This window comes from Mycobacterium heidelbergense, assembly GCF_010730745.1.
In the GTDB taxonomy this organism is placed as follows: Bacteria; Actinomycetota; Actinomycetes; order Mycobacteriales; family Mycobacteriaceae; genus Mycobacterium; species Mycobacterium heidelbergense.
On record NZ_AP022615.1, the window covers coordinates 3,358,177 to 3,372,077 of the forward strand.

Consider the following 13,901-nt stretch of genomic DNA (forward strand, 5'->3'; position numbering starts at 1 on the left):
TTCGCGGGGCCGGTTTCATCGGCTCCGGATGCTGGGAGCCGACTGATCGCACGAGCGCACCCGGGCGACATAAGAGGCCAGGGCGCCGCGGGCGCAAGCCTTCTCGAGCTGCCTTACTCGATGATGGGTGACTAGTCGGGCCCTCGTCCACGGGTCTACAGCGTGGGGTTGTTGGTGTACGCACTTTAGAACAAAGGTGCGTATTCATGTGAAGTGTAATGGAAATCGTTGCTAATCGGAGGCCCAGAGGGCGTTGCCGGTTGGGCACGTGATCGGACTCGCTCAGCGGGCTCACCGCCGCGGATCGCCGTGTGGGGCCGGCCGCTGAAGGGAACACTGATGCTGGATTACGGGACGCTGCCACCAGAAATCAACTCGGCCAGGATATATTCGGGTCCAGGCTCGGCGCCGATGATGGCTGCGGCGGCGGCCTGGGACATACTCGCCAACGGGTTGGATTCGGTCTCGCGGGGCTATTCCTCGGTGATCGCGCGGTTGCAGGGCGAAAGTTGGTCCGGGCCTGCGTCAGTCGCGATGGCCAGTGCGGCCGCGCCGTATGTGGCATGGATGACGACCGTGGGAGCCCAGGCCGAGGAGGCCGCCAGTCAGGCTCGCGCCGCCGCGGCGGCCTACGAGGCGGCATTCGCCGCCACGGTGCCTCCCGCGCTTGTCACATCCAACCGCATCCAGTTGGCGAACTTGGTGGCCACCAACATCTTCGGACAGAACACCATGATGATCGGGGAGACCGAGGCAGCCTACGAGGAGATGTGGGCTCAGGATGCCACCGCCATGTACACCTACGCGGCGTCGTCGTCGGCGGCCACGTCGCTGAGGGAATTCGGCGAGCCGCCACAGACGACCACCGCCGCCGGTCCGCCTGCCCAATCCGCCGGACAATCCCGGGCGACCCTGTCGCAGCTGATATCGGCTGTGCCGCAACAGCTACAGGCCCTCGCGGCAGCGGGATCTTCGGGCTCTTCCACATCGGCGGCGCCCACCTCGTTGGTGCCGTCGTCCTTGCTCACGGCCTTCAGCAGCTTCAATACCCTCACCGCGCCAATAAATCTCGGCGACGGCATCAGCCGCACGTACACGTCGGCGGGAAGCTTCGGGACCGGGCTGTTCCGATCCAACGTCCAGGCGGCCGGCGATGCCGCCAAGGCGGCCAGCACCGCCGCGGGGCCCGGTCCGGTGTTTGCCAGCGCGGGCAACGCGACGACGGTCGGGAAACTGTCCGTCCCGCAGAGCTGGGCGGCGACAAATCCCGCGGCCGCCGCCATTGCCGAGCCGAATTGGTTGCCGGACTCCGAACTCGACGGTGGCCCGTCGTGGCAGGAAGTCCCGGCAACCAACATGTGGAACGGCGTCCCACCGGCGGGCGGCGGGAGCACGTCAGGGCTGTTGTCGCGTCCCTCGGTCAACAACGTGCTGCGCGTGGCGCCACGCCAATTCAAGATGCCCCGCCCTTCCCTTGGCGGCTAGTTGGTAACCGCGCGCGTCGCGCGGGCAGGACGGCCGCGACTGGTTGGTCGCGGGCGACGGTTGAGAGACGGTTGAGGAAGGAACGCCGATGCTTGATTTCGGGGCGCTGCCGCCCGAGATCAATTCGGCCAGAATGTATTCAGGTCCGGGATCGGGACCGATGATGGCGGCCGCGGCGGCGTGGGACGCGCTGGCCGCACAGCTGGAGTTGTATGCGGCCGGTTACTCTTCGACCCTCTCGGAGCTCCAGGGTCAGACGTGGTCGGGCGGAGCATCGATCGCGATGGCGACCGCGGCCGCACCGTATGTGGCGTGGGCGGCGACGACGGCGGCGCAGGCCGAGCAAGCCGCCGGCCAGGCCCGAACGGCGGCCGCCGCCTATGAGGCGGCATTCGCCGCGACGGTGCCCCCGCCGGTGGTCGCGGCCAACCGCATGCAGTTGGCGATACTGGTTGCCACCAACTTCTTTGGGCAGAACACACCGGCGATCGCGGCCACCGAGGCCGACTACGCCGAGATGTGGGCCCAGGATGCCGCCGCCATGTACGGCTATGCCGCGTCCTCGTCGGCCGCGACCGCGCTGACGCCGTTTCCCGAACCGCCGCGGACCACGAATGCCGGCGGCCAATCCGCCCAGGCGACCGCTGTGGCCCAAGCCGTGGGCACCTCCACGGGGCAGAGTCACGTAACGCTGCCGGAGCTGATGTCCGTCCTGCCGCACGAGCTGCAAACCCTGGCGTCAGGTGGGTCGGTGAACGGTTCCGCGGCGGACCCCACGCCGGCGGGCGCCTTCTCGTCGATCCTCACGGCCTTCAGCAATTTCGACATTCTTGTCGTCAGCCCGGCGCAACCGTTTTGGTCGACGACCTACGCCGTATTCTCAACGGGGCAATTCGGGACGGGGCTTCGCTTGTCTCAGCTCCAGGCGGCCAAGGCCGCCGCCAAGGAGGCTACGTCTGAGGCCGACGTCCTGGGTTCGCGGGCCGCTCGCGGTGGCCCAGTGCTTGCGAGCGTGGGCAATGCGGCTCCGGTGGGGAAATTGTCCGTCCCGCAGAGCTGGGTGGCGCCGGATCAGGTCGCCAGTGCCGTCGGTGGGCCAACACCGTTGTCGGGAACGGATTTCCGGGCGGCCCCGGCCGCGAACGCAAATCCACCGACGAGCGCGTGGGGCGCGTTGCCGACGGCGGCGACGGAGACGCGGCCCACGGGCGGCGTCGTATTGCGCAACGGACGTCGCCGCTTCACGATGCCCCGCCCCGCTATCGGCGGATAACGCATCACGCTCAGCCCACCCGTCGTCAGTCGAAAGATCTTGCCGCCCTTGATGTTCACGACCGTAGACCTCACGGCGAAATGGCACGCTGCGTTTGCGAACCAACACACCTCCGGGAAATACGCGAATCCCGTTGCGCCGGAGGTCCCGAGGCCTGGCCAGAACCATAATGACGCGCGGCCGCCGATTGGACGTTCAGCGCTAACGCGTGCGGGACGAACAGGAAACGCTCAAGCAGCATACAGCCTGTCGTCAGTTTGACCGACCATGATCGCAAAAGAATCATGATGAGTAAAAATTCCCCAAAGAGGCAATTTGTAACATCGCAAGGACGGCAAGCGGCGGTGTGTGGATCGGCATCGCTAAAAGATGCGCAGTTCGTAGACGCCGATCGCATGGACCTGCTCGCAGTAGCATATACAGACGCTAATCGTCAACAATCGTCGGCGCCGCCGACCGCGTGGAACCGAACGAGCGCGAGCGGCTTCCCCTGTGGACGCCCGGGACAAGTGTCACGCCCACCTCCCGCAATCCTCTTTGGGCTTCTTCGGACGGACTTTCTTCCATCACATGGGTATTCGCACGCGCGATATTTAGAGAAGGGCGGTTTTTGTGCGCCCACTGGCTCGAAACCGGCGAAAGCCTCTGAGCCGGAGCGAAGTTCGGCTGCGTGACGCCAAGGGTGCCAGAGTTTATGGCTGACCGAGGTTTGGCACTCCGCGATCGCCTCCTCGCGGAGACCGTCGCGCTGGCCTATATCGTGGTGGCAGCCCAGTGCGACGGCTGGCATTACCTGTTGTTCCCCGGGCTTGCGGCGCTTTCGCACGACGTATTGACCCGGCCGTGGGGAAGGTGGGCGAGTCAACCGGGGCGGCTCATCGCTACGCCGGCCCTCGCGGCGGTCGTCGGGACGTCGATCACCCGGGAGCTTCGCTTCGGTGTGCCGGCCATTCTGGTCGTGGTCTGCGTGTGTGTGCTCCTGCTTGCCCTGCTCAACTCGGATATCGCCCCGGCTATCGCAGCCGGCGTGCTGCCACTCTTCCTAGGCATCAAGAGCTGGCTCTATCCCGCTTCCGTAGCGCTGAGCCTGGCGGTGCTGGTGCTCATTTTGGTGTCCTGGCAAAGGCATTGCCGGCGAAAGTACGCGCATGCCGGTGGGGCTTCGGCCCCGAACATCGACGATGTTCTCGAGACTGTTCCCACCGGAAATGCCTGGGTCCTGCCCTATTTCGCGTTTTTGACCGCGATGGCGTTCGGTGCGACGGCCTCGGGGCTGCGGCTGATCCTGTTCCCCCCGCTGATCGTCATCGCCTACGAGATGTTCGCCCACCCCACGACATGCCCCTGGGCGGGGAAGCCGCTGGCCCTTCCCGCCGCGTGCTTTCTGACGTCGGTCGCGGGATGGGTCGCGGTGAGCCTCTTCGGAAGCGGCGGTATCGCGGCCGCCTGCGCAATGGTCGCCGGCGTCGTCGTGCTGCGCCTCCTGAAACTTCATCTGCCGCCCGCGTTGGCGATCGGGCTGCTTCCGCTCGTCATCGGTTCGCCCAGCATCCAATACCCCCTTTCCGTTGCCATCGGGGCAGGAGCACTGACGCTCGCCCACCAGCTGTACCAACGATGGGTCCTCGGCCATGGCGGCGCCGGCCGGAACGCCCCCGATACATTGAGGAGTGTCTAGTGTCGAACGCTCAATTGACTGCGGTCATATTTGTGCTTTTTGTGCTGGTCGGTCTGGCCCAATTGCTGGGATATCTATTCGTAAAGCTCGGTCAGCCGAAGGTCGTGGGGGAGATCCTGGCCGGCATCACACTCGGTCCGGCGCTGCTGGGCCGGTTGCCGTTCGTCGAGCACCTCATGAGCACCGCCAGGCACGATAGCCAGATCCTCAGTTTCGTCTACTGGCTCGGGCTCCTGTTGCTGATGTTCGTCTCCGGCGCCGAGGTGCAGCAGCTGTTCGGCCGGGGCGAGCGCCGGACCGTGAGTTGGCTCGTCGTCGTCGGGACCGGCGTACCGTTCCTGCTCGGGCTGACCTTCGGGTCCCATCTCATTCGTCCGAGCCTGGCCGGACCGCACGGCAACCGCGTGTCCCTGATCATCATTCTGGCGGTGGGCGTCGCCGTCACTTCGGTGCCGGTGGTGTCGAAAATCTTTGCCGACCTGAAGATCCTGGACACACGTTTCGCGCGCCTCATCCTCGGCGTCGCCGTGCTCGAGGACATCGTGCTGTGGCTGGCGCTGGCGATCGCGACCTCCATCGCGGCGAAGTCGCATCTGAATCCGTGGCTGATGTCGTTGCATCTGCTGGTGACGGTGGCTTATTTCGTTCTCGGGCTTACGCTTGTCCCCCGCGCCGTCAAGCGCATCAACAAGGCTCGCTGGAACGCGTTGGCGCGGTATTCGCCCACCGGCTACGCGATCGCGGTGTTGCTCGCTTACTGCGCGGTCGCCGGAGCGCTCGACGTCAACCTGGTGTTCGCCGCGTTCCTCGCCGGCTTTGCCCTCGTCGACAACGAACGCGGAATCTTCGAGGACTCCATCGGGGCGATCAGCAAGGTGTCCTTCGCCTTCTTCATTCCGGTCTACTTCGCGATCGTCGGCCTGAAGCTGGACCTCATCCGGGGCGTGTCGTTGCCGATGATGGCCATCTTCATCGTCGGCACCTGCGTGGTCAAAATGCTGTCGGTCGCGCTCGCCGGGCGGCTCGCCGGTTTCTGGGGCCTCGATCTGATCAACCTCGGGATCACCACCAACGCCCGCGGCGGCCCGGGCATCGTGCTGGCCAGCGTCGCGTTCGACGCCGGCATCATCAGCTCGAAGTTCTACACCACGCTGGTGGTCGCGGCCGTGCTCACCTCGCAGTTCGCCGGCGCCTGGATCGACTACGTGCTGCGTAAAGGCTGGCCGCTGTTGGGATCCGACGCGCCGCGGGACGCCGCGCGCGTGCCGCGCGCAAACGGCGATCGCGCCGTCGGCCGGGGGGCGGGATGATCGCGCGAGTCGTCACAGAGCGGTCAAGCCCACCGTGAGCAGGACGCAGCCGACCCCGGCCAGCAGGGCGGCCACCTCGATGCGGCGACGCGACCGGATCCAGTTGTGCAAGGCCGTCATCCACGTGCGCGTGGTCCGGGGCGCCAGCAGGTACGCGAGCAGTGGGATCTCCACCAGCGCGAAGGCCACGACGTTGAACACCAGCAGCGCGCCGACCTGTGTCATGGCCGCGGCGCCGGAGGCCAGAATGACGGCCAGCGCGGCCAGATAATCCACGGACGGCAGCGCGATTCCCAGCCCGGCCACCCCCGCGACCCACAACGAAGGCCCGTGCAGCAGCCGTCGGGTCCACGTCGTGAGCTTCCCCGGCCCGTCGCCGCGTTTCATGACGAGCAGCACGGCGGCGACCAACAGCGCCAGCACGCCGATGAAGATCTGGACCCTGGGCAACGTGAAGTACGTCGACCCCAGCAGCCGGCGTCGCAAGACGAACAGGACGACCAGGCCGACGGTCGTTCCCATCGCGAAGCCGCCGCACAGCAATGCGAGCAGTTGCAGCAGCGGCCGGGGCCTGCTCAGCATCAGCACCGTCATGCCGATCCGGAACGGTTCGAGGCTCACGGCGAGGGCCATCACCAGGACGGTGATCCACATACGGTCTGACGCCGCTCAGGCGTCGAACCGGCGCTGCCGGCACCGCTCCACGCACGCGGCCCGCCGGATCTTGCCGCTCGTCGTGCGTTCGCGCGGCAGGGTGACGACGGACGAATTCTGCATGGGCGCCAGGTTACCGTCTTGACGCGCGACGGCCTCGCCGGCGGTCTACGCGCTTACGCCCCAATGGAACACGCGCGAGGTGAGCAGGACAATGCCCAGCGAAACCGACGCGACCACGGTGAGCCCTATCACCGCGACGACGAGCGGGCGCCACCCCGTGCGCGCGATCTGGCGAATGTCGGTGTTCAGGCCGACACCGGCAAAGGTCAGCAGGAACGCCCACTTCGACACGTTGGCCAGGTTGGCGGTCTGGCCCTTGGTCAGCCAGCCCGCGGTCGCGATCGCCGAGACCGCCAAGAAACCGAGCACGAATTTCGGGAACTTCTTCCAGATGAACGCCGCCTTGGCCGTCGCGCCCGGGGCGATCTCGTCGGCCTGCCCGCGCGCGGCCCAATACAGCGCGAAGCCCAGGACAACGAACCCGATCAGCGAGTTGCGGGTCGACTTGACCAGCACGGCGATCTTGCCGGCGTGGTCGGAGAACAGATAACCCGTGGCGGTGGTTTCGGCGGTGTTGTCCACCGCGAGCCCCGCCCAGATGCCGAATTCGCGATCCGTCAGGCCGATCGCATGTCCCAACGGCGGCAACACGAACAGTGCCACCGCGCCCAGCGCCAGGATCGCCGCGATGGCATACCCGACATCGGAGTTGCGGGCCCGGATCGCGCCCTTGGCCGCGATGATGGCCGACACCCCGCAGATCGACGTGCCGATCGCCAGCAACGAGCCCAGCTTGCCGGACAACCCGAACGCGCGCGCGGCGACGATGATGATGGTTCCCGCGACCGTCATGTCCACCAGGATCTGGATCAGGCTCAGCCCGCCAAGTTTCGCGATATCGCCGAGCACGAATCGGGCTCCCAGCACCACGATCCCGGCCTTGAGCCAAAACTCGTAGGTCTGCACGCCGGGTCGAAATATCCGATGCAGGCCGACGGTATTGGTGATGAGCAGCCCAATCACGATGGCCCACAACACGTATTCGATATCGGGCACGCGCCAGTGTTCGTGTTTGGCCAGCGCTTTCCACCAGATCTCCGCGTATTTGCCCAACAGGCCCACGCCGATCAGCAGCAGGATGCCCGGCACGTAGTCCAGCGCCCGCCTGCTGGTGAAGGCGGGCTCGTCCACCGTCTCTTCCGGCTCGATGGACTCGATGCGAGTGGTGCTCATGCGATCACCACGGGATCTTCGGGAGCACGTTGGCCACCGCCAACGCGGCGATCACACCGGCCACCAGGGTCGCCCACCAGTCCACCGATATCGAGCCGACTCGCTCGCCCCAATCGCTCCGCCGCGGCGCGCCGGTGTCCCCGCCGCCGTCCGTCGGGCCGTCTTCACTCACGATGATTGCTCCTCACGCGCCCACAGCGGCCGTTACCCAGGCAAACTTTTGCCAGGGCAATAGTTGCCCGGACCGTCCCGCGGACCAAGTGATTAGCTCGGGCTGAATTTAGCTCCGCGGGCGCGGGCTGACCTCGTCGAGCAGGACGATGACCCGCGCGGCCAGCTCGTCGATGTTGGCGCCTGTGGTATCGAGGACGAGGTCGGGGTTCTCGGGCGGCTCGTACGGCGCGTCGACCCCGGTGAGGCCCGTGAGCTCGCCGCGGCGGGCGCGCGCGTAGAGGCCCTTGGGGTCCCGCTTCTCGCATTCGGCCAGCGACGTGGCGACGTGCACCTCGATGAAGGGCAGCTTGGCGGCGTCGTTGAGGGCGCGGGCGGTGTCACGGTCGGACTTGAGCGGCGACACCAGCGACGCCAGCGCGACGACGCCCGCGTCGGCCAGCAGCCGGGTCAAATGGCCGACGCGCCTGATGTTTTCGGTGCGGTCGCCGGGGGAGAAGCCCAGGTCGTCGGACAGGCCGTGGCGCAGGTTGTCGCCGTCGAGCAGGTAGGCCACCCGCCCCGATTCGACGAGCGCGCGCTCCACCGCCACCGCGACCGTCGACTTGCCGGATGCGGGCAGCCCGGTGAACCAGATCGTCGCGCCCGCCTGTCCGGTGGCCCGCCAGCGGTGGCGACGGTCCAGCGCCGAAGGGTGCCAGCGGATGTCGGTGCGCGGGTGGGTGCCCGGCTTGACCTCCCGCGCCTCGATGACGGTGCCGGCGCCGACGGTGTCGTTGGTGGCCTCGTCGATCAGGATGAACGCGCCGCTGTCGCGGTTGTCGGCGTAGCTGTCGGCGATGACGACGGAGCTGGTTCGCAGCGTCACGGTGCCGATGTCGTTGAGCGCCAACTCGACTGGCCCGTCGAGCTCGTCGAGCGTTTCGGGGTCCAGCCGCGTGTGCAGCTCCTGCACGGTCGCGCGGACCGTCGTGGTGGTTTGCTTGAGCGCCAGCCGGTCGCCGGCCCGCAGCGGCGAGTCCACGAACCAGCACACGGTCGCGTCGAGCTCTCGGGCGAGCACCGGCCAAGTCGCGTCGTCGGCGCCGCTGACCAGCACGTCGCCGCGTCCCACGTCGATGTCGTCGGCCAGCTCGATCGAAATCGACAGCGGCGCAACGGCTGTGGCGCGGTCGTCGTCGAGGGTGTCCAGCGCGGTCACCGTCGAGCGGGTGCCGGCGGGCAGCGAGACCACCGGATCGCCGACGCGCAGCGTGCCCGCCGCGAGCCGCCCCGTGTAGCGGCGGCGGGCGTTGGCGGTCGGCCGCGACACCCACTGCACCGGCAACCGCAGCCGCGACGCTTCGGCCTGCGGCGCGGCCAGTTCCACGCTTTCCAGGTACTCCAGCAGCGTGGGGCCGGTGTACCACGGGGTGCGGTCGGAGCGGTGCACGACGTTGTCCCCGTGCTTGGCCGCGATCGGGATCACCGTGACGTCGATGTCGCCGAGGCGTGCCGCCAACTGGCGCAGCTGGTCTTGCACCCCGGCGAACGTGGCCGGGTCGAAGTCGATGAGGTCGATCTTGTTCACCGTCGCGACAAAGTGCTTGATGCCCAACAGCTTTGCGATCCGCGCGTGCCTGCGGGTCTGCCGTAGCACCCCGGCGCGCGCGTCGACCAGCAGGATGGCCACATGCGCGTTGGAGGCGCCGGTGAACATGTTGCGGGTGTAGCGCTCGTGGCCGGGCGTGTCGGCCAGGATGTAGCTGCGGGTCTCGGTGGAAAAGAAGCGGTAGGCGACGTCGATGGTGATGCCCTGCTCGCGTTCGGCGCGCAGACCGTCCGACAGCGCCGCCAGGTCGGCGACGCCCTCGTCGTCGGTGACGGCCTCCAGGTGGTCGAGCGGCAGGCTGTCGGTGTCGTGCAGCAGCCGCCCGATCAGGGTGCTCTTGCCGTCGTCCACCGAACCCGCGGTGGCGATGCGCAGCAGCTGACGGGTGACGGTCGCGGTCATCAAAAGTAGCCCTCTCGCTTGCGGTCCTCCATCGCGGCGGCCGAGGTGCGGTCGTCGGCGCGCGTCTCGCCGCGCTCGGAGACCGTGGCCGCGGAGATCTCGGCGATGACACCGGAGATCTCGGTGGCCCTGGAACGCACCGCCCCGGTGATGGTCAGGTCGCCGACGGTGCGGTACCGCACCCACTCCACGGCGGAGGTTTCGCCATGCCGCGGCGCGGCATGCTCCGACACCGCGAGCAGGATGCCGTCGCGCTCGAACACCTCCCGCTCGTGCGCGTAGTAAATCGACGGTATCTCAAGGTTTTCCAGCTCGATGTAGCGCCACACGTCGAGCTCGGTCCAGTTGCTCAGCGGGAACACCCGCACCTGCTCGCCCCTCTTGATCCGGCCGTTGTAGAGCGACCACGGCTCGGGGCGCTGCGCGCGCGGGTCCCACTGGCCGAACTCGTCGCGGAAGCTCAGGATGCGTTCCTTGGCGCGGGCGCGTTCCTCGTCGCGGCGGGCGCCGCCGAAGGCCGCGTCGAAGCCGCCGGCCTCCAGCGCGTCGAGCAGCGTGCGGGTCTGCGCCCGGTTGCGTGAGGCCCTGGGCCCGGGGTCGGGGACGCGGCCGTTGTCGATGGATTCCTGGACCGAGGCGACGATCAGCTTGTGCCCCCGGCCGGTGACCCTGCGGTCGCGGAATTCGATCACCTCGGGAAAGTTGTGGCCGGTGTCGACGTGCATCACCGGGAATGGCAGGGGCAGCGGCCGAAAAGCCTTTTCCGCCAGGCGAAGCAGCACGATCGAGTCCTTGCCCGCCGAAAACAGCAGGACGGGCCGCTCCAGCTCGGCGACGACCTCGCGGATGATGTGCACCGCCTCGGCTTCCAGCAGCCGCAGTTCGTCGACTTGCCGCGTTTCTGTCGGCGCGGTCGCGGTCACGTCGGTAGCCCCTCTCTCTCGGCGTCGGCCCGGTAGCGGTCCACCCACTCGTCGGAACGCTGGTCGGCCTGTCGCTCCAGCACCGGGTGGGGCGCCAGCCGCGGGTCGAGGCCAAGCTCCCCGAGAATGGTGCCCACCACCTGAGTCAGATTGCGCCACAACACCGGATAGGAGATCTCCATGGGTTTGATGTCCTCTTCGGCGAACCAGTTTCGCCAACCCTGTTCCTGGGCGCGCAGCATGGTGACGACGTGGGCGATCGCCCCGGGGTGATAGGTGGCGCGCGCATCGCGGACCGGATCGGGCCTGCCCCGCCACACCCGCGTCTGCACCGCCCGCCAGAACGACACGGCCTGCGACACCACGTCGGGCCGATAGACATAGACCAGGAGCGGTTCCTCGCCGATCACGTCGCGGATCGCGGCCAGCAGGCCGTCGCCGGAGCGGTCCGGCAGTTCGCGGGCGCGATTCAACAGCAGCGGCGTCTGGTTCCACATCAGCTTGCCGCCCCACACGCCGTTCGGTGTCCTCCCCACGGTGCGGATGTAGTCGCGCCAGGTCGTCGCCGGCGCGAGGTCGGGCTTACCCTCGTCGAGCGGATCGAGCAGGCTCAGGATCGACTCGTCGTCCACGCCGGCGAACCATTCCCGCGGCTGCGGGGCCTGGCTGGTGGCCGGCAGATATTGGAAGAACTCCTGGGGTTCGCCGGCCACGCCGGTCGCGCGCAGCGATTCCACCAGCAGCGTGCTGCCGCTGCGCTGGGAAGCCAGCACCAGGTACGACGACGGGCCTTCGGTCACCAGGGAAGCCTAACCGGACGCAAATCCGCTGCAACACTTTGACTTAGCCTCACGCTGAGCATAACTATTCCGTGGGGCGCGAAGGTTCACGGCCCGCTCATAGGGCGGGCGGGTGGTTGCGTTCGGTGTCGTCCGGGCATCATGATGTCGCGGTCATCGGGTGGTGGTCGATATTCTTTTGGGGTAGAAGGTATTTCGCCGGTAGGCAGATGCGGGGCGGGCCGCGGGGTGAGGTCCAGATGGTGGCGCCGTCGGGCAGCGGTCGGTCGCACAGGCCCCGTGCGGACCGCAGTCGATGGTCCCCGGCCTATGTGGAGATTCCCCGTTCCGACCACCTCGTCTTTTTTGGGGAGGCGCTACCCGTGACCATGCGCCACATCGACGACTGGGTTGCAAGGAATCGCGTGCTCGCCAGTGCCTAGCGACCCCAACGACAAGCAGCGCCCCGGGTGGAACGGGCTGCTTGCCGACCCGTTGTCACATCCGTAACTCGCTGGGAGGCATAGGCGATGTGCCCGCCTCACAGCGACAGGCTGACCACGCGTGTCGCTATGAGGCGGGCAGCGAAGTAGGTGCCTCCGAAGCCGAGACGCGAGTGACACATGTGACCACCACGGCGTGCCCGACCCGGCCGGGTGTTCACGTCCGCTCCGCCACTAGGCCGGGCGTTCGGTCACCCGCAGCCCCAGCGAAAACACCAGCCGCACTTCGGGGTCGGACAGCGAGGCCGATAACAGCTTCTCGATCCGCCGCACCCGGTAGCGCACGGTGTTGGGATGCACTCGCAGCGACTGCGCGGCGGCGCCGATGTCACCGAAGCTGTCCAGATAGGTCCGCAGCGTCTCGGCCAGCACAGGGTTCCGCTCGCGCAGGTCGCGGATTCGCGGATCAACCAGTCGCTCGTCGGCGCCGACCACGGTGACGATCTCGTCGAGCAAAACGGTGGTGCGCGCCTCGGCCAGCGACGTGACCTGCCCAATCGAAACCGGGTGTCGCTCGGCGCTATCGAGCACGCGGTCGACCTCGGCGCGCGCCGCGGCAACCTCCGCCACTCCGGCGACCGGCGCGGCGATGGCGGCCCGCAGTTCGACGCCCATTTCGGTGCGCAGGGCGCCGATCGTGCCGCGGACCCACGAGGCGACCGACCGCGTCGTCGCGGCCTGGGGTAGCAGCGCATAGATTCGCGACCCGCGCGACGCCACCTGGGCATCGCGGCGAAAAGCGCTGGCGCTTAACGCTAAGACGTCGGACAGCCGGGGATGACGGGCCCCGGCGTCGGCGGTGTCCCAGCCGATCAGGGCGGCGGCGCCGTCGGCGGTGAGGCCAAGCTCGCGGGCGATGGCCGCCACGTCGGCGGGCTCGCCGTCCGTCAGGCCCAGAAGTTGCTGAACCCGCCGCGCGTGCGTGGACGGCCGGGCCGCCAGCCGAAACATGATGCGGGCGGCCAGAATCGCCGCGCCGCGCAACATCTCCTCGGCGTCGTCGGCCAGGGGTTGCGACCCCTGCTGCACCCAGATGGTGCCGGTGAACACCGGCGGTCGGCGCGCGCCGGCGGGCGGCTGATGAATCCCGATCGCCAGCCGCGGGCGCAGGCCCAACTCCGGACGCTCGGCGACGCGCACCACCTCGCCGCCGGCCCGTAGCGCATCGAAGATGCCCCACTGGCCGATCCACTCCAAATGCTCGGGCGGCCCGGCGCGGCCAAGGATGGAAAGGCGGCGCAGCTCGTCGGCCTCGTCGTTGGAGGCCGAATAGGCCAGCACATGCGACTGGGCGTCCTCGATGCTGACCATGCCGTGGATGCGCTCGGCCAGCGACTGTGCCAGACCGAACAGGTCGGTGCCCGAGTCGTCCACCGGGTCCCCGTGGTGCTCCAGCACGCGGTTGACCAACTGGTAGAGCCGCTCCCACCGGGCCCTTGGCTCGACGGCCACCACCGCCGACCCGGCGGCGACCGCCGCGGCCACCAGCGCGGCCGACGGCTTCTTGGCGAAGATCGCCGCCGGCACGCGCTCCCGCGCCTGCTTGACCATCCACTGCAGCGCCTCGTCGTCGGTGACCCCCAGCAGGAAGAAGACGTCGGCGGAGCCTGCCGCCGCCGCCAGGCCCAGCCGCACGTCGTCGGAATCGATCAGCGCCGCCGAGCCCACCGGAAGGTCCAGGCCCCTCGGCGCGTCCACCAGGCTGACCAGGGTCGCGTCCAGCGCGAGCACCAGTTGACCCAACCCGACGCCGGCCACTCCCATATTGTTTGATCGTACTACTTAGCCCAGTAGATCTTGTCTGAACAGCTAATACGACGCGCCGCCGCGCCGGGG

Annotated in this window: 11 protein-coding genes; 4 read left to right on the forward strand and 7 right to left on the reverse strand. The window is 68.0% G+C overall.

Annotated elements, in window-relative coordinates; all coding sequences use genetic code 11:
• Positions 1–339 precede the first annotated feature (339 nt).
• The 4 genes from G6N25_RS15880 to G6N25_RS15895 all read left to right on the forward strand — a co-directional run bounded on the left by G6N25_RS15880 (position 340) and on the right by G6N25_RS15895 (position 5,746).
• Positions 340–1,485 carry a PPE family protein gene (locus G6N25_RS15880; protein WP_083073418.1) on the forward strand — a complete coding sequence of 382 codons (1,146 nt, stop codon included), beginning with the start codon at positions 340–342 and terminating at the stop codon, positions 1,483–1,485.
• A gap of 88 nt (positions 1,486–1,573) precedes the next feature.
• On the forward strand, positions 1,574–2,758 hold the full coding sequence (locus G6N25_RS15885; RefSeq protein WP_083073362.1) for a PPE family protein: 1,185 nt from the start codon (positions 1,574–1,576) through the stop codon (positions 2,756–2,758).
• Positions 2,759–3,452: 694 nt separating this feature from the next.
• Positions 3,453–4,436 (forward strand): hypothetical protein, encoded by a 984-nt coding sequence (locus G6N25_RS15890; RefSeq protein ID WP_179961676.1) that lies wholly within the window; start codon positions 3,453–3,455, stop codon positions 4,434–4,436.
• A 32-nt stretch (positions 4,437–4,468) separates the two neighbouring features.
• Entirely contained in the window at positions 4,469–5,746 is a 1,278-nt protein-coding gene (locus G6N25_RS15895) for a cation:proton antiporter (RefSeq protein ID WP_232065813.1), read from the forward strand.
• 12 nt (positions 5,747–5,758) lie between these two features.
• Here G6N25_RS15895 and G6N25_RS15900 read toward each other — a convergent pair whose 3' ends face one another.
• From G6N25_RS15900 to G6N25_RS15925, 7 genes are all read right to left on the reverse strand, one after another.
• Positions 5,759–6,400: a GAP family protein gene (locus G6N25_RS15900; protein WP_083073364.1), complete on the reverse strand. Its 642-nt coding sequence runs from the start codon at positions 6,398–6,400 to the stop codon at positions 5,759–5,761.
• 168 nt (positions 6,401–6,568) lie between these two features.
• On the reverse strand, positions 6,569–7,696 hold the full coding sequence (locus G6N25_RS15905) for a YeiH family protein (RefSeq protein WP_083073365.1): 1,128 nt from the start codon (positions 7,694–7,696) through the stop codon (positions 6,569–6,571).
• 4 nt (positions 7,697–7,700) lie between these two features.
• On the reverse strand, positions 7,701–7,868 hold the full coding sequence (locus tag G6N25_RS23555; RefSeq protein ID WP_169924611.1) for a hypothetical protein: 168 nt from the start codon (positions 7,866–7,868) through the stop codon (positions 7,701–7,703).
• Positions 7,869–7,976: 108 nt separating this feature from the next.
• Positions 7,977–9,860 (reverse strand): adenylyl-sulfate kinase, encoded by a 1,884-nt coding sequence (cysC, locus tag G6N25_RS15910; RefSeq protein WP_083073366.1) that lies wholly within the window; start codon positions 9,858–9,860, stop codon positions 7,977–7,979.
• Positions 9,860–10,783 (reverse strand): sulfate adenylyltransferase subunit CysD, encoded by a 924-nt coding sequence (gene cysD, locus G6N25_RS15915; RefSeq protein WP_083073367.1) that lies wholly within the window; start codon positions 10,781–10,783, stop codon positions 9,860–9,862. Before cysD ends, cysC begins: the two co-directional genes overlap by 1 nt.
• Complete coding sequence (stf0, locus tag G6N25_RS15920; protein ID WP_083073368.1) at positions 10,780–11,583, reverse strand: trehalose 2-sulfotransferase; 804 nt, start codon at positions 11,581–11,583, stop codon at positions 10,780–10,782. Before stf0 ends, cysD begins: the two co-directional genes overlap by 4 nt.
• 656 nt (positions 11,584–12,239) lie before the next feature.
• Positions 12,240–13,829 carry a PucR family transcriptional regulator gene (locus tag G6N25_RS15925; protein ID WP_142272553.1) on the reverse strand — a complete coding sequence of 530 codons (1,590 nt, stop codon included), beginning with the start codon at positions 13,827–13,829 and terminating at the stop codon, positions 12,240–12,242.
• Positions 13,830–13,901 lie beyond the last annotated feature (72 nt).

Coding starts and splice junctions, on each gene's coding strand:
- G6N25_RS15885 (WP_083073362.1), top strand. CDS start 1,574: ATGCTTGATTTCGGGGCGCTGCCGCCCGAGATCAATTCGGCCAGAATG.
- G6N25_RS15890 (WP_179961676.1), top strand. CDS start 3,453: ATGGCTGACCGAGGTTTGGCACTCCGCGATCGCCTCCTCGCGGAGACC.
- cysC (WP_083073366.1), bottom strand. CDS start 9,860: ATGACCGCGACCGTCACCCGTCAGCTGCTGCGCATCGCCACCGCGGGT.
- G6N25_RS15900 (WP_083073364.1), bottom strand. CDS start 6,400: ATGTGGATCACCGTCCTGGTGATGGCCCTCGCCGTGAGCCTCGAACCG.
- G6N25_RS15880 (WP_083073418.1), top strand. CDS start 340: ATGCTGGATTACGGGACGCTGCCACCAGAAATCAACTCGGCCAGGATA.
- G6N25_RS15925 (WP_142272553.1), bottom strand. CDS start 13,829: ATGGGAGTGGCCGGCGTCGGGTTGGGTCAACTGGTGCTCGCGCTGGAC.
- G6N25_RS15905 (WP_083073365.1), bottom strand. CDS start 7,696: ATGAGCACCACTCGCATCGAGTCCATCGAGCCGGAAGAGACGGTGGAC.